Source organism: Anaerococcus sp. mt242, from assembly GCF_016798225.1.
In the GTDB taxonomy this organism is placed as follows: domain Bacteria; phylum Bacillota; class Clostridia; order Tissierellales; family Peptoniphilaceae; genus Anaerococcus.
The window spans coordinates 1-16,580 of the sequence record NZ_JAEUYX010000010.1; the positions used below are offsets into that span (position 1 = coordinate 1).

Here is a 16,580-nt window from a genome sequence, read left to right on the forward strand (position 1 = left end):
TCACCAACTAGCTAATCAGACGCAAGTCCATCTTACACCGCTAAGCACTTTGACTAAAAGCTTATGCAAGCTATTAGTTTCATAGGGTATTATTCTCCGTTTCCAGAGGCTATCCCCTTGTGTAAGGCAGGTTACTCACGCGTTACTCACCCGTTCGCCACTAATCCATTCATTTTCATTCCGAAGAAATCTAATGAGTTTCATCGTTCGACTTGCATGTGTTATGCACGCCGCCAGCGTTAATCCTGAGCCAGGATCAAACTCTCATGAAAAATTTTATCTACATTTTTTGTAGTTTTTTAATCTAATTCATAAAAGCTTTTTGATTCAAGCTCTTTTCATTTACACTGATCTTTTAATCAATGCGTGATTTAAATTTATCCTTTTTCTATATTATATAGATAAGAATCATTGTGACTCTTTCAATAAAATGAAAAAGTCTTTTTTGGTTACTCAAATTAATTGCTAAAGTTTAATTACTATTTTATTGTTTCATCAAATATAAACTTGATGGATGACTACCCATTTTCTAGATAAATCATCAGGTTCTTTGTCGCTTGTTAACGACAAGATATATAATACCATGGCATTTTATTCTTGTCAACACTTTTTTTAAATATTTATTACATTTAATATTTTTTTACCTATGTTAGCCCAAGCTAATGCCTCTATTTCAGCGTTTACTTCGTCTATAAATAAATTTTGATCTAACCTTTTTATTTGTTTTTCTATATTAGTGCTTAGTCTTTGTACATAAGCGGGTATGTCTTCTTTTACCGGCTTATCTACATCATAAATCCTCGGTAAGCTTGTAAATTCTATTAAGTGCTTTTCTTTAATCTTTTCTCCCACTAGATTATAAAGTCCCTCTATCTCACTTGTTACTACTAATTTATGACAGGCCAGGGCTTCTATTGCGATTAGTCCTAGGGCTTCAAAGTATGATGGTAAGACAAAGATATCTGCATCTCTTAAAAGATTTGCTAGTTTCACCTGGTCTAAGGCATGACAAATTACTAGTCTTGGTGAATGGTTGGCTAACTCTTTCATTTTGTGGCAAGATTCTAAATCAGAATTGCCTACCATATGTAGCCTAATTTCTGGATACTTCTCTTCTAGTAATGGTAGAGTTTGTACTAGTTCAAAAACTCCTTTTGACTGACTGATTTTTCCAGCATAGACAATATCAATAGTATTTTTTTCTATCTTTTCTTTTGGAGGGTAAAATACTTTTTCGTTGTACCCGCCACCTACATTATGGATTTTTGCTTCATCTACACCTAATAAATTGATTATTGCGTCGTCTTCTTTGTCAGTTACGGTTAAGACATAATCTATGTCTTTTATATGGCTTAATCTTTTTAAAAATTTATTATGTTGCTTAACTTGTCTGATGTCTGTCCCATGAGATATGCCTACCACTTTTGTGTCTTTAAATATTTCTCTAACTAAATCAGTTATAAAAAACAAGTGGTGGGATATGACTATATCAGCTTTAAATTCTGCTTTTATTTCTAATAACTTTTTTCTGAAATTTTCTAAAAGGATATCGATCTGCTCTTCAGTCATTTGGCTATAGACAGTTGAATCATATGGCATAAGATCGCTCATCCCACAAATTCTAAATGGTAAAGATTTGGTATTGTAATAAACAGGTTTTAAAATTTTTGCATTAACTTTGTTATCATAAATTTCTTCCGTACCAAATACGGCTGCATTTTCTATTCCTAAACTATTTAAGCTATCTATAAGGTTTGTAAAATATACTCCACTGCCGGTTTTTGATGGAAGTTGAGTTAGTACGTGTAATATTTTCATTCTATATACTCCATATCGTATCTAAGTTTTATCCTATCACCAATTTTTTTATCAAAATTATCGTTAAGCAATAAAACTTTTAGTTGTTTATAATTATTTTCTACAAAAAGTTCAATAGTGCTTCCCATAAAGATAATGTCTTTAATTGTAAATTCTTCTCCCTTATCTGAGATTTTTACTTTTTCAGGTCTTATATAAGAATTCCCAATTATATTTTTTTGACCTATAAAGTTTAAGGTCTTTTTGTTGGCAGGATTGTTATACACTCTTTGTGCTGGTCCCTTGTCTATGATTCTACCTTGGTTTAATACTATGACCTCATCAGCCATCTTAAAGGCTTCGCTCTGATCATGGGTTACAAAAATGGTTGTTAGATCAAAGTCTTTATGAATTCTTCTTATTTCTAATTGCATTTTTTCCCTTAGTTTTTGATCTAAGGCAGAAAAGGGTTCATCCATTAAAAGTAGTTTTGGTTTTACAACTAAGCTTCGGGCTAGTGCCACCCTTTGCCTTTCTCCTCCAGAAAGCCCTGTAGGTTTTCTTTTTTCATATCCTTTTAGTCCAACCATTTCAATAGTTTGGTAGGCTAAGTCTTTTTTCTGATTTGTATTTAATGATTTTTGATTAAATTTAAGACCATACATCACATTATCCAAAACTGTCATATGAGAAAAAAGGCCAAGGGATTGAAAAACTGTGGATACTTTTCTCTGACTGGCTTCTAGATATGTAATATTTTCATTATCTAATATAATTTCTCCCTCATGGTCGATAAAGCCACCAATCGAATGAAGAATAGTACTTTTGCCAGAACCAGAAGGACCAAGTAAGCACAAAAATTTTCCTTTTTCTAAATTTATGTTAATATTATCCAAAACCTTATTTGCCCCATAGGTCTTGGATAGATTTTTAATTTCTAAATACATGCGCAAACCTTTCTTTAAAACTATCTTGACCAAAAATCCAATTAACTAAAAGATTAAAAATCAGACAAATAACCATAATTAAAAGGGCTATCACCGATCCTTCGCCGTATCTACCACTATTTATAACATCAAACATAACAAGGGTTAGAAGTTTCTTGCCTGGATAGACTAAAAAAATAATTGACCCAACTGTTGTCATAGTGGTTGTAAAAGAATTTATCATGGAAATACGTAGGGAAGGCTTAATATTAGGTATAATGCCATCCTTAATTTCGTAAAAAGTATTTGCACCTAGGTCTCTTAAAGAATTTATTATATCTATATTAATTGCTTTCATAGCAGTATTACCCACCCTGCTTGAAAATGGTAATTGTTTAAAAAGCACATTTAAAACAACAATTATACTTGTCCCGATAATCATAATCGGTGGGGATTTGAAATAAAGCAAGTAGCCTAAACCAAAAAATGTACCCGGAATAATATATGGCATATTTGAAATCAAATCTATTATCTTCATAAATTTACTATTTTTTATAATTAAATAGTAACCGATTAGCATTCCAATAAGGCTACCAAAAATAGCCGAAATTAATGAATATCCTATAGATCTTAGCATTGCATCATTTATATAATTTTCGGCACGGGATAAATTATCCAAAGAAAATACCAAAGCTCCTTTTTTCATAGTAGTAAAGGCACTTAAAATTATTGAAAAATAAAGGCTTACTAATAAGATTAATATAAAAATTCCCATAAATTTAAATAATTGATATATAAATCCCTTGTTTGGGACATTGATTTCTGCTAGGGTATTAGGATTTGCAGTTGAGCTTTTTTCCTTGTTTAATAAATTTCCTATTAAAAATATCAAAATAATTGGTAATAAAAGCAGTACATTTAGAACACTAGCTTTTGCTAAATTTCCATTTGCTATAACTTCAAAGTATGATTCTAGGGCTAATACATTAAATTTACCTCCAATTATAGAAGGAGTTGCAAAGTCAGACATGGATTTAAAAAAATTTAGCATAAAAACTGTAAAAATTCCATTTTTTAGCTGAGGAATTATAATATCCATTATTATAGAATTGGTATCTCCCCCAAGAGATCTTGCAGAATTGATCACATCCTTATCCATATTTTTCAAATATCCCAGCAAAATCAAGCAATTTAAGGAAATAAATGATAGAGTTTGCATAAAAATTACTCCCCACATATTGTAGGGGTTTAAAGATAAATGTAATAAATTGTGGGTGATAAAACCTCTTCGCCCAAAAAGTGTAATATAGCTTAGGCTTGTAACAAATGGTGGACTGATTAGCGTTAGTAGGAGGATAAAATTAATAATTTTTCTATTTCTTTTATTAGTTAGGTATGTATAGACTGCTAACATTGTAGATAAAACCACCGAAAAAATCGAAGTTAGCATCCCCATTTTAAGAGAATTTGTTAAAAGCTTTTTATTTTCTAAAATGTCCTTATAATATCTAAAATCAAGTCTGCCATCTATGATAAAACTTTCCTTAAATACACTCACAAATGGGAGTAATATAAAAAATATTACCGCTAAGGCCAAAATTACTTGTATTAAAATGTCAAAAAAATTTATTGTCTTTCTTCTTTTCATAATATGTACATATAAAATAAACCAAGGCTAGGCCTTGGTATTATCTTATTCTTCGCTAGCTTTGTCTCCAGCAATTTCTTTAAATTTGTTTAAGATTTCTTCTCTTTCTGACCCAAATGTAGATAGGTCTTCATCAATCAACTTATCTTTTGGTAATCCTAAGTCAAGACCTTTGATATCTGGAACAATTAATTGATTTGTATCTTTTCCATCGATTTCTGCAATCATATTTTGAGCTTTTTCGCTTAGCATAAAGTCAATGAACGCTTTTGCAATGTCAGCATTTTCGCTGTCTTTAAATATTGCAACACCCTCTGGAACCCAAGGAATTCCATCTTCTGGATAGATTACTGTTAGACCATAGTCATTAGCTGCATCAAATGCTTTTTGATCAACTGGGATAATACCAATTCCAAATTCACCTTGAGCTGTTTTTTCTTGAGGATCTTTTCCTCTTTTGGAGTAAAATTCGATATTTTCATTTATTTTTTCAAATAATTCCCAACCTTCTTCTTTGCCGTATAGGTCTAAAAGTCCTTTAAGGGCTGCGTAGTTTGTACCAGATATAGCTGGGTTTGACATGATAATTTCGCTCTTGTATTTTGGATCTGCTAAATCTTTCCAAGTTTTTGGAGCTTCTAGTCCCTTTTCTTCAAGAATACCATCATTTACAACAAATCCTACAACTGTAAGTCCTTTTGAGAAGTAATATCCGTCTTTATCTTTGTATTCAGCTGGAAGTTTGTCAGTAATTTCTGATTGATATTTTTCTAGTAGATCGTCATCTTTTGCTGCCATAAAGGCATCAAGACCACCACCGAACCATAGGTCAGCCATAGCTTTTCCCTCAGCTTTTGTTCTAGAAATAACTTCTCCGCTTGACATTGATAAAAATTCTACATCTGCACCAGTTTCATTTGTAAATTCTTCAAATAGTGGTACATATGAGTCACTTGTAGCAACTACATTTAAAGTTTTTCCTTCAAAATTTGGAGCTTCAGTTTCTTCTTTGGATGCCTCTTCTTTTACATCTTCAGTTTTTTCTTTAGCTTCTTCTGTTTTATTCTCTTCTTCTACATTTTGCTCAACCGCACTTTCATTTGTTTTTGTTTCTTCTGCTGGCGCCTCATTTGACCCACAAGATGTAAGTGCAAAAAGTGCAGCAAGTGTAAGAGAAAACTTACTAATAAAATTACTCTTCATACTTCCTCCTTAATAATATTAGTAAGTTTATTATATATTATATTTAATTTAAAATAAAGCCTAGTTTATAAACTAGGCTTATCATTTAAGTTTATGTGACAGTAACCAGTTGGATTTTTTTCTAGGTAATCTTGGTGGTAATCTTCTGCTATCACAAAATTATTTAATTTTTCAACTTCAAGCTTAATTTCATCATCCTCTGTTTCTTGTTTTTTACTTATGAATGCTTTTGCTTTTTCTAAGTCTTCTTCGTTTTTGGAATAAATTCCTGTTCTGTATTGACGACCTCTATCATTGCCTTGCTTGTCAATGCTAAATGGATCGATAATGTAATATAAATATTCTAAAAGTTTTTCAAGACTTATTTTTTCATCATCATATTTTATTTCTACTGTTTCTGCATGGTCAGTGTTTTTCACTTCTTGGTAAGTAGTTTGCTCAGTTTTACCATTTGCATAGCCTACCTCTGTATCTACTACTCCATCAATTTCTTTAAAATATGCCTCTACTCCCCAAAAACATCCGCCTGCTAAATATATTTTTTTAATCATTTTTTCCACCTTAAATAATTGGTACGGTTAACACTTCTAGTTCTAAAACTCTTAAGTGATGTTGAAAACGAACTAGCTAATAGGACACCAAAAGATATGGATCCTGCTACTACAATTGTGCTATAAAAACTAGCTATGGCTAAATCTGACTGGTTATTTACAAAATAGTTCATGGTTTTGTATATCCCTTCACCTGGAACTAGGTTGATAATACCTGGGATAATAAAAACTGATGCTGGATATCTGAGTTTTTTAGCTAGCATTTCTGAAACAAAAGTGATGCTTAGAGCTGATAAAAATACTGCTATGTATTTGCTACCTGTCGTATCCATAACATATTTAAAAACTATCCATCCCATGCCCCCATTGACTGCTGATACTAAAAGAGTTTTTAATGGAACAGAAAATACTAGGGCAAAGCCTACTGTCGACATAATCGCTGCTATAAATTGTATTAAATATGACATTTAGAATAACCTCCATAAAGAAATAGGTACAGCTACCCCTACTGCAAGGGCAATTGATATTAATATCGCCATAGCCGTTCCCGTTATCCCACTTAGAGCATCCCCACTCATTAAATCCCTTACTGCATTTGTAAGCATAACACCTGGAACAAATGCCATCATACCACTAATGATAAGGATATTGATACTTACTGGTGTAAATTCATTTACAATCAGTGATGATAGGGAAAGAAATAAGCCATATAGAAAATTTACCACAAAAAAGTTTATTTTTTGTCTTTCTAAATATAGGGAAAATCTAAAAGCTAGATATCCAATCGCAAATGATGATATAATCTCTATCATATTTCCACCAAGAAGGATTGAGTAAGATCCAGCTGCTATCGTTGCTCCAAATACTTTTCTATAAACCGGTGTGCTTTCTTCCTTTTTAATTTTAGCAATTTCTTCTAAGGCTTCGTATAAAGTAAATTTACCAGCAGTAAAATTTCTAGAAAAAGTATTTACCCTATCTACATAGTACAAGTTGTTGCCTCTATTTCTGACCCTACGCATATTTGTGTGGATCTCCCCCTTGTAGGAAAATGAAATTATTATTGTATTGTATGAAGAAAATACATCCACATCTTTTATGGATTCTTTCGATCTTATTATTCTTTCAACTGTGTCCTCTACCCTATAAATTTCTGCACCATTTGCAAGCATTAAGGCCCCTGCAGAAGCAGCAACCTCAGATAGTATTACGGCTTCTTGTAGGGAAGTAATTTTTTCCTTAGTCATTTTCTATCCTTTTTTATCACATATATTATAAATAATTTTGCTTGTATTTTTTAATATTTTCCTCTGTTAAAAACTCGTAGGCTTCATTTACTTTTGTAAACATTTCTGTTGCACCAGGATCTTTATTGATATCTGGGTGGTATTTTTTGGCAAGCTTTCTATAATTTAGCTTAACTTGATAAATATCTGTATCTACACCAAGTCCAAGTATCTTGCAAGCTTCCTCATATTTTTCCTTAAAACCAATATTATTTACACCTGACTGTCCAGAATATCCGCCTTGATTGTATCCTTGATTATAATTACCATAAGTTCTTGAATTTTGATAGCCACCAAAATTTCTAGCAAATTCTTCAAAGCGACGATTCATTTCTTCTTGCTGACGGCGGGCTTCTTGCTCCCTTTGTCGGCGGCGCATTTGCTCTTGTTCATAGATATATTTATTTGAATAATCCGAAATACTCTCGTAGCCAACTTTTTGACCAGTTATCATAGAATCAGCCCTATCATACATCCATTCGGTAAGGGTGTAATTTATGTATCTTAAAAAAGAAATAAATTTCGGTCCCAAAATCGGTATAAAAATCACCGCAAAAATAAAATACATTACTTCTTTTGGTAACATTAAAGGAATTATTGGAAAGATAAATATAGTTGAACATCCAAAGATAAATATCATAAATAATAATTGCCTGATCCCCTCAAATGTGACCACTATAACGTTCATGATATTTATCAGCACATTAAAAAATGTCCCTAAGCCTGTCGCAAGGCCATGTAAAATTTTACCTAAAAACTTCATAATTTTTCTCCATTCCCTACGATTATATCAGAGTTTTCATTTTCTTTAAAATAAAAAAAGAATGGTTAATAAACCACTCTTTTTATCCAAATAATTCTTCGTTGTTACTATTATATAGATTGTAGTAAATTCCTTTTTTATCTAAAAGTTCTTTGTGATTTCCACGTTCAACTATACCATCATAGGTTAAAACTAAAATCTCATCTGCATTTATTATAGTAGATAGTCTGTGAGCAATAGTAATTGTTGTTCTTCCCTTTGATAAAGTTTCAAGAGATTTTTGGACAATTGCCTCACTCTTGTTATCTAGTGCACTTGTTGCCTCATCCAAGATAAGAATTGGTGGGTTTTTTAAAAATACTCTGGCTATGGAAATTCTTTGTTTTTGTCCACCTGATAATTTTACACCACGTTCACCGATATGAGTATCCATTCCCATTGGCAAGTCTTTTATAAATTCAGTTGCTCCAGCTAGGACGGCTGCTCTTTCAATATCTTCATCTGTAGCATCATCCTTACCATAGCGGATATTTTCTTTTACTGTTCCACTAAATAAATAAACATCTTGTTGGACAATACCTATATTATCACGCAGTGAATCCAAAGTAAGATCTCTTATATCAAGCCCATCAATTTTAATAGATCCTTTTGAAATATCATAAAATCTAGGAATTAGTTTTGATATTGTAGTTTTACCAGCACCTGATGGTCCAACGAGAGCAATATTTTCTCCAACATCTACATTAAAGTTAATATCATCCAGAACATAAGGCTCATCTTCACTTGTTTCTGGATATTTGAAATATACGTGATCAAAGTTGATTTCGCCTTTTACATTAGTAAGTTCCCTTGCGCTTTCATCATCAAATATGAAATTATCCATCTCCATTACTTCTGTAAATCTTTCTATACCAGTAGTACCTGCTTGGAAAACATCAGTAAAGTTAATAAGTCTTTCAATGGTTGTAACAAGCATATTTAAATACATGGTAAATGCAATCAAATCACCAGGACTAATTTGTCCGTTAATTACGAAAAATCCACCTACAAAAATCAAAATTGCATACATAAGTCCAGCAAAGGCCTCATTTATCATGAAAAAACCTGCCATACCAAAATATCTATCTTTTTTGATATCTACGAACTTGTCATTATTTGTTTGGAATTTAGACTTTTCTATATCTTCATTTGCAAAAGATTTTACAACAGAAATACCTAGGAGTGTATCTTCAACTCCAGAGTTAATATCCCCAATTTGTCTTTTTACTTCCATAGTGGCTTGTCTAAATTGCTTTCTTTTTTTGCTAGAAACTACAAACATGATTGGAATGATAATATATATTATTAAAGATAGTTTCCAATTTATAGTAAGTAAAACTACAAATGATAAGATTAATTTTATTGCTCCTACTAAGAATTCTTCAGGAACATGGTGGGAAAACTCTGTAATATCAAATAAATCTGTCGTAATCCTACTCATTAAAGCTCCGATACGAGCATCGTTAAAAAATTCCGTGTCCATAGTTAATAAGTGATTAAATACATCTGCCCTCATGTCACGTTCAATTTTTGCACCCATGATATGACCAAGAGATTGCATAAAATATCTAGCAGCTACTTCAATTAATTTTGTAACTGTGTATACAATTCCTACTTTTACAACGCGGCTTGCATCCAGTAAACCTAATTGCGCCCAATCTGTAAGATTTGATAGAAGTATTGGTAATACCAATTGAGAAACAGTGGTTAGTGCTGATGCAAACAGGTCAGCAAAAAGTATTTTTTTATATGGATTATAGTAAGGTAAGAATTTCTTGATTAAATGCTTATTACTATAAGTTTTTTTCTGCATAAGTCCTCCTTATAAATTTTACATAATATTATTACTGTACTCTATTTTACCAGAGTTTAATTGATAATGATAATTTATATTAATTAAAATTATAATACAAAAATTTTACATAAAATTTACAATATTATGTAAATAATCTAACAATCATTATATATAATAGCCTTGAAAAATTTTATGGAGGTTCATATGAAAAAATATAACAAATTAGTCTTAGCCCTAGCTATTGCCAGTGCAAGTAGCGCAATCTTCCCTGTACAAAATACATATGCAGCAGAAGATACAGCAGTAGTAGAATACGAAAGCACTACTGAACAAAGTGATGAAAGTCTAAATGACCTTCTAACAGAAGAAGCAGATTTAGAGTCTACTACATATTCATCAGATAGTCATTTCAACTTTACAGATGATGAAGTTACATTTCCAAAAAACGAAGCAAATGTAAGAAAATCTGACGGAACAAACAAATTTAACAGAGCTACTGAAACTGAAAGAGAAACTTTTGGTGAAGACAAAAATGTAACAAATATTGATGAGAATGTTGCTAAAAAGTTAGAAGAAACTAATGGCGAATACGGTAAAAAAGATGGAGAATATGCTAACCACAATCTAAAAGCAATAACTACTCCAATCAAAAATATCGTAGTAAACAATGGTAAAAACGAAAATGAATTAGCAATTACTTGGTTTGCTAAGGGTGATGTTACAGATTCAAGACTAGTTTTTGATGGAAAAGAATATGAACCTGTTAGAGCTAGAAAAACTGGCGATGTAAATGATTACAGCACATACACAGCTATCGTAAACATTACTCCAGGAAAATCTTACACCTACTATGTAAAATCAGGATCATATAAATCTGATAACTACACTGTAAAAACAAAAGCACTAGGTGAAAATAACGAATTTAAAGTTGGATACTTTGGAGACCCACAAATGGGATCTGGAGACAGCGTTTGGGATTCTAAAGGTCTATACAAAAATACACAAGCAAAAGTTGATCAAGATAAAGTAGACTTTGCAAAATCATTAAAAAAAGCTCGTGAACTTGACCCACACTTCTATCTTTCAATGGGAGATAACGTAGAAATTGTAAACTACGAAGGTGAATATGATTACTTCTTAGATAATGATTTATTCAAAGACAGCGTATTTTCAACTGTAGTTGGTAACCACGAAACTTACGTAGACGCTTCAAACGGTAGCCAAAGAAATACAGTTTTCTCTGATCATTTTTACCTACCTAACGAATCAAAATTAGGCTCTATCTCAAAAATTAATGAAGATGGTACAGCTTACTACATCCCAGGAGATTACTACTATTCTTATGGTGATACACTTTTCTTAAACATCAACTCAAATGTAAATGACTCTAAAGAACATGAAGCATTTATCAAAGATGCAATAGCAAAAGCTACTAAAGAACGTGGTAAAAATTTCTCATGGAAAGTAGTATCATTCCACCACGCTCCATACTCAACTGCAACTCACACATCTGATACAGATATTCTTGAAAGAAGACATGAATTAGTAAGAATATTTAATGAAAATGGTATCGACCTTGTATTAAACGGCCATGACCACATTTATACAAGAACTGGCCAAATGATAGCAGGTGAACAAGTCTTAAGCTTTGAAGATGCTTATGGTACAGATCCAAAAAATGAAAATGCTGGCATCAAAGATGGATTCACAAAAACTTACAACAATAGAGTTTATAAAGACAATAAAGTTGTAGTTGATGGTATAAAACTAGATTATAACCAAAAAGAAGTAACAAACCCACGTGGAACACTTTTCTTAACAATGTCTACATCAGCAGGATCAAAATTCTACAACCCAATTGGAGAAGACCAATGGTTTGTAAATAGAAGTTTAGATGATAGAAGCCAATTATTCTCATCTCTAACATTCTCCAAAAATATATTTAATATTAAAACTATGAACCCATATGGCGAAATCGTAGACTTCTATACAATTAACAAAACAGATGACTTTATTAATAACCCAGGTGTGAATAAAGATCTTTCAAAATCAAAACTAGAAGCATTAGTAAAAGAAGCTAAAAATAATAAACCAGTAAATAAAGAAGAAAATGTAGAACTTTATAATTTAGCAATCGAAAGAGCTGAAGAAGTATTAAACGCAACTTTCACATCTGAAGAAGAAGTAGATGCTGCTGTAGAAGTACTTAACACAAGACTTTCAAATGTAGAATTCCTTGCTGAAAATAAAGATGATAAAAAAACAGATGATAAAAAAACAGATGATAAAAAAACAGATGATAAAAAACCTGCTAAACAAGTAAAAGGTGAAAAAGCTCCAAAAGCAGCTAAGCTAGCTAAAAAAGAAAATAAAGCTGACAAAAAAGAAGCTAAAAAATCTGACAATCCAAAAACAGGTGTAGCTACTCTAACTGGCGTTTATGCAACATTGTCAGTTGCAGCAGCTGGCCTATTTGTTACAAAAAGAAAATAATATTTCAAAATATAAATAAAAAATACGAGTAATTATTACTCGTATTTTTTTATTTCTAGTATTTACTTATTCTTTTTTAATTTATTCTTTTACTTATCTTGCTAGTTGAGTTTCTCCAGAATGCTCAAACAATTTTGAAACTAGGCTAGTAACTACTAATACTACAAGAGTTGGCAGTAACCAAGATAACCCTTCTTCATACAATGGTAAAGACTCAAAAGTACTTGTAAGAACTCCAAGATTAATATTAAATGTTTTACTTAATACCTCTACAAATGGTAGGACTACTGAAACAACAGCAGCTGACACATAAGCAAGTTTTGAATAATTGATAAGATCATGGCTTATCCCCATAACTATAAGCACTAAAGCTACTGGATATATTATTTGCAAAAGAGGTACTGAAAATTCTAATAACTTATTTAGACCAAAGTTTGCCATTATAAATGAGAATAGTGTCCATATAAATACCCAACTTTTATATGACAATTTGTGGTTAAATAAGCTCTCAAAGTATTCTCCACCACTTGTTATAAGCCCAACACAAGTCGTAAGACATGCTAGGGTAAAAATAGATGCAAGTAGTACTAGTCCAAAGTCTCCTAAGACAAATTTAACTGATTCAGTAAGCACTTGCGCCCCATTTTCTAGACCTGCAAATCTATTAGATCCTATCCTACCTATAGTTGCAAGCATTGCATATACTACAAACAGAACTGATCCATCAAGTAATCCTGCCTTAACCCCATATTTTGTAACTTCCTTTTCATCTGTAACACCAAATCTTCTAATAGCTTGGGCTATTACAAATCCAAAATTTAGAGCAGCAACTGCATCCATTGTATCATAACCTGCCAAAAATCCTTTTGTCACTGGACCTGTTGCATAGTCTCCAGTAGGAAAACCAACACTCCTATCCATAGTTACAACTCTTATAAACATTATTGCTATAAGTACTAATAGAGTTGGTGTAAGGTATTTTCCTACTCTTTTTACAAGTTTATTTGGCTTTAAACATATAAAAAGTGCTACTATAAAAAATACTAAAGTATATATAAATCTAGCTAAAGATAGATTAAATGTTTGAGGTATATAAGGAGCTATTGCCATTTCAAAAGGAACTGATCCAGCTCTTGGTATCCCAAGTCCTGGACCTATGGATAAGTATATTGCAGTTGTAAATACAACTGAAAATACTGGTCCAACCCTATTTGCAAGATTTGTTAAACCATTTGTTTTTCCTACTACTATGGATCCTAAGACTGGAAATAAAACTGCGGTAACGCTAAAAGCTAGTAGTGAAATATATGTAGCAGAACCTGCTTGGTTACCTAGTAGCGGTGGGAAAATTAAGTTTCCAGCTCCAAAAAATAAACCAAATAGCATTATGCTAACTTGTAAAAACTGACTTCTTGATAATTTTTTCATTATTTCCTCCCAAAAATTTTTCACAATATTTATCCATTAAAAAAGTCCCTTGTCTAAAATAGACAAAGGACGAAAATTTCCGCGTTACCACCTTTATTCTTATTGAAAAATAAGCAACTCAAGCATCTAGCAATGCCGGGTTTTGATAACGCCAACCATGGCGACATATCTTACTGTCTTCAGATATGCAAAAGAAAAATGATTTTCGAACTCATTTCTAAGGATGGATCTTACCAAACTCCAACTCTCTGTGCTTATAGATAAGCCTACTCTTTTTTTCGTAATTTTTATTAAATAAATAATTATTGTTAAGATAATTATAGGTTAATTAAATTTACTTGTTAAATATTTTATTATAAAAATGTATTTTTTTGAAAGTTTATTTAATTAGTACTTTAAATATTAATGATTTCTAATTGTAGATAATAAATTTACATATTAGAAGCTTTTTCTAACCATTCCTTATCTTCTGGATTAGCTGAGTATCTTTCCTTTTTATCTAGGCTTGCTAGAGAATTCATATCATCTTTTGTAAGATTAAAATCAAATAAATCGATATTTTCATAAATTCTTTTTTCATGGGAAGACTTAACTAGGATCATAACTCCTCTTTCGATATTCCATTTTAAGGCGATTTGCGCAGGAGTCTTACCATATTTTTTTCCTATATCTTCTAGGACACCTTCTTTAAGAAGATTTGATTTTCCTTGAGCAAGTGGTCCCCAAGCTTGATGGAGGATTTTGTTTTCTTTTAAAAACTCATGTGTGTCTTTATCTTGTAAGTGCAAGTGACTTTCTAATTGGTCAATAACTGGTAATGTTCCTTCTTTTAACAGTTCTGACATTTGATTAATAGAAAAGTTGCAAACACCAATACTTTTTATAATTCCTTGGTCCTTATAATCGTTAAAAACTTTCCAAGCTTCTTTGAAATTATCTCCATACCAGTGTAAAAGTGCTACATCTAAGTAATCTACACCTAAATCCTTTAAAGATCCTTCGATAGATTCTTTTGTTTTATCAGCTGAATAGGCATTTGGCCATACCTTTGTAGCTATTTGATAATCTTCGCGATTTTTACCATAGGATTTTAAATATTTTCCTAAAATATGTTCATTTTCATAAAATTTTGCTGTATCAAAATATGTGTAACCAGCCTTTAGAGCAGTTTCTATAGCAAGGTCCATATCTTTTTCTTCAATAATTTTATAAGTACCAAATCCTATTGCAGGTACTTTTGTGCCGTCATTTAATGTAAAATAATCCATAATATTCACTCCTTTTGATAATTATATACCCGATTATGTTATAATTTTATTATGAAAACAGTTTTAATAACCGGTTCTTCTAGGGGCATAGGCGCTGCCATTGCTAGAAGACTAAATAATGAATACAAAGTAATAATTAATTACCACAAAAGTAAAGATAAAGCCATGGAGCTTTTGGATAAGCTAAGAGAGACAAATCCAAATGTTATCGCCATCAAGGCTGATGTTTCTGATGAAAATGAAGTTGAAAATATGTTTGCTATTGCTGAAAAAAATTTTGGACATGTTGATATATTGATAAATAACGCTGGTATCTCTCATTTTTCCCTTATCCAAGACATTGACTTTGATACTTGGAAAAATGTTATAAATACAAATCTTAATTCAGTTTTTTTAAATAGTAAGCGTGCCATTCCAAATATGATTTCAAATCAGTATGGAGTCATAATAAATATGAGCTCAATTTGGGGAGATTTTGGAGCTAGCATGGAGGCCCTTTATTCTACCAGCAAGGGTGGGATAAATACTTTTACAAAGGCTATGGCAAAAGAACTTGCCCCTTCTGGCATCAGAGTAAATGCAATAGCCCCGGGTATTGTTGATACGGATTTGATGAGAAATGATTTTTCTAAATCAGAACTTGAAGAACTAAAAAAAGAAGTTGCTGTAAATAGATTTGCAAAACCTGAAGAAATTGCTGGTCTTGTAAGATATTTAATATCGGATGAAGCATCCTATATTACAGGTGATATTATCCATATAAACGGCGGTTTTTATTGAAAAATAAAAGTCTCATAAGCTAAAACAATAGCTTATGAGACTTAAATCAATATTAAATTATATTATTGGTACACAAAGCTCGCATAAGTGATTATCAACCAAACCTTTCTTATACCTTTCTATAATAGGCCTTTTATAATCCTGAGAGTATCCTTTCTGTATCAATACTTTATGATAATTTATCCAGATACTTTGTATACTCTCTTGGGTATGTGAAATTAAAAATACTAGATACTTGCCACCTCTAATTTTTCTAGAACAAATTTCTTCTTTTATGTCGTTTTCTATAAAATCATCTTTAAAAATCACTCCTACATCATATCTGCACTCACTTGGACTAACTAGTTCTGGGTTATCTAAAGCTATAGAAAGTATAGTTGTGTCTTTATCAAATCCAATATTATTCCTTAACCAACTTTTAAATCTTTCCATTAATATTTTATTTTCTGGTCCATATTCACCTACTCTTCTCATATATATAAATTCTGAGTCAGGGATATTTTCTAATTTACATTTTAAATAAAAATTCAATTTATATTCTCCAATATTTGTTAGTACATCGATGTCTAAAGAAATTGTATATCGATTTAAAATGGATTTCAA

14 protein-coding genes, 1 rRNA gene and 1 other annotated feature are annotated in these 16,580 nt (G+C 31.5%); of the genes, 2 read left to right on the forward strand and 13 right to left on the reverse strand.

Annotated features, from left to right (window positions below; genetic code table 11):
• From JNO63_RS05460 to JNO63_RS05505, 10 genes are all read right to left on the reverse strand, one after another.
• Positions 1 to 272 (reverse strand): 16S ribosomal RNA (locus JNO63_RS05460); the annotation flags it as partial.
• A gap of 340 nt (positions 273 to 612) precedes the next feature.
• Entirely contained in the window at positions 613 to 1,818 is a 1,206-nt protein-coding gene (locus JNO63_RS05465) for a glycosyltransferase family 4 protein (protein WP_203127492.1), read from the reverse strand.
• Positions 1,815 to 2,744: an ABC transporter ATP-binding protein gene (locus JNO63_RS05470; RefSeq protein WP_203127493.1), complete on the reverse strand. Its 930-nt coding sequence runs from the start codon at positions 2,742 to 2,744 to the stop codon at positions 1,815 to 1,817. Before JNO63_RS05470 ends, JNO63_RS05465 begins: the two co-directional genes overlap by 4 nt.
• Positions 2,728 to 4,371 carry an ABC transporter permease gene (locus tag JNO63_RS05475; RefSeq protein WP_203127494.1) on the reverse strand — a complete coding sequence of 548 codons (1,644 nt, stop codon included), beginning with the start codon at positions 4,369 to 4,371 and terminating at the stop codon, positions 2,728 to 2,730. Before JNO63_RS05475 ends, JNO63_RS05470 begins: the two co-directional genes overlap by 17 nt.
• Positions 4,372 to 4,416: 45 nt before the next feature.
• Positions 4,417 to 5,574 carry an ABC transporter substrate-binding protein gene (locus JNO63_RS05480; RefSeq protein WP_203127495.1) on the reverse strand — a complete coding sequence of 386 codons (1,158 nt, stop codon included), beginning with the start codon at positions 5,572 to 5,574 and terminating at the stop codon, positions 4,417 to 4,419.
• A gap of 65 nt (positions 5,575 to 5,639) precedes the next feature.
• Positions 5,640 to 6,125 (reverse strand): peptide-methionine (S)-S-oxide reductase MsrA, encoded by a 486-nt coding sequence (msrA, locus tag JNO63_RS05485; RefSeq protein ID WP_203127496.1) that lies wholly within the window; start codon positions 6,123 to 6,125, stop codon positions 5,640 to 5,642.
• A complete protein-coding gene (locus tag JNO63_RS05490; RefSeq protein WP_203127497.1) occupies positions 6,122 to 6,592 on the reverse strand; it encodes a threonine/serine exporter family protein in 471 nt (156 codons plus the stop codon). The genes msrA and JNO63_RS05490 overlap by 4 nt, the downstream gene beginning before the upstream one ends.
• Positions 6,593 to 7,372, reverse strand: a complete 780-nt coding sequence (locus JNO63_RS05495) for a threonine/serine ThrE exporter family protein (RefSeq protein ID WP_203127498.1) — start codon at positions 7,370 to 7,372, stop codon at positions 6,593 to 6,595. It abuts the gene before it with no gap.
• Positions 7,373 to 7,397: 25 nt separating this feature from the next.
• Positions 7,398 to 8,174 (reverse strand): J domain-containing protein, encoded by a 777-nt coding sequence (locus tag JNO63_RS05500; RefSeq protein WP_238390482.1) that lies wholly within the window; start codon positions 8,172 to 8,174, stop codon positions 7,398 to 7,400.
• Between the two features lie 82 nt (positions 8,175 to 8,256).
• On the reverse strand, positions 8,257 to 10,026 hold the full coding sequence (locus tag JNO63_RS05505) for an ABC transporter ATP-binding protein (RefSeq protein WP_203127499.1): 1,770 nt from the start codon (positions 10,024 to 10,026) through the stop codon (positions 8,257 to 8,259).
• Between the two features lie 186 nt (positions 10,027 to 10,212).
• On the opposite strand from JNO63_RS05505, the gene JNO63_RS05510 reads away from it, so the two are divergent.
• Positions 10,213 to 12,501, forward strand: coding sequence for a metallophosphoesterase family protein (locus tag JNO63_RS05510; protein WP_203127500.1), 2,289 nt, complete (start codon positions 10,213 to 10,215; stop codon positions 12,499 to 12,501).
• 93 nt (positions 12,502 to 12,594) lie between these two features.
• Here JNO63_RS05510 and brnQ read toward each other — a convergent pair whose 3' ends face one another.
• Together brnQ and JNO63_RS05520 are read right to left on the reverse strand one after the other, a co-directional pair.
• Positions 12,595 to 13,929: a branched-chain amino acid transport system II carrier protein gene (gene brnQ, locus JNO63_RS05515; RefSeq protein ID WP_203127501.1), complete on the reverse strand. Its 1,335-nt coding sequence runs from the start codon at positions 13,927 to 13,929 to the stop codon at positions 12,595 to 12,597.
• Between the two features lie 62 nt (positions 13,930 to 13,991).
• Positions 13,992 to 14,220, reverse strand: a binding site (T-box leader).
• A gap of 140 nt (positions 14,221 to 14,360) precedes the next feature.
• Positions 14,361 to 15,197, reverse strand: coding sequence for an aldo/keto reductase (locus JNO63_RS05520; RefSeq protein ID WP_203127502.1), 837 nt, complete (start codon positions 15,195 to 15,197; stop codon positions 14,361 to 14,363).
• Between the two features lie 51 nt (positions 15,198 to 15,248).
• Here JNO63_RS05520 and ymfI point away from each other — a divergent pair, with 51 nt between their 5' ends.
• Complete coding sequence (gene ymfI / locus JNO63_RS05525) at positions 15,249 to 15,977, forward strand: elongation factor P 5-aminopentanone reductase (protein ID WP_203127503.1); 729 nt, start codon at positions 15,249 to 15,251, stop codon at positions 15,975 to 15,977.
• A gap of 57 nt (positions 15,978 to 16,034) precedes the next feature.
• Here ymfI and JNO63_RS05530 read toward each other — a convergent pair whose 3' ends face one another.
• Positions 16,035 to 16,508, reverse strand: coding sequence for a GyrI-like domain-containing protein (locus JNO63_RS05530; protein WP_203127504.1), 474 nt, complete (start codon positions 16,506 to 16,508; stop codon positions 16,035 to 16,037).
• Positions 16,509 to 16,580 lie beyond the last annotated feature (72 nt).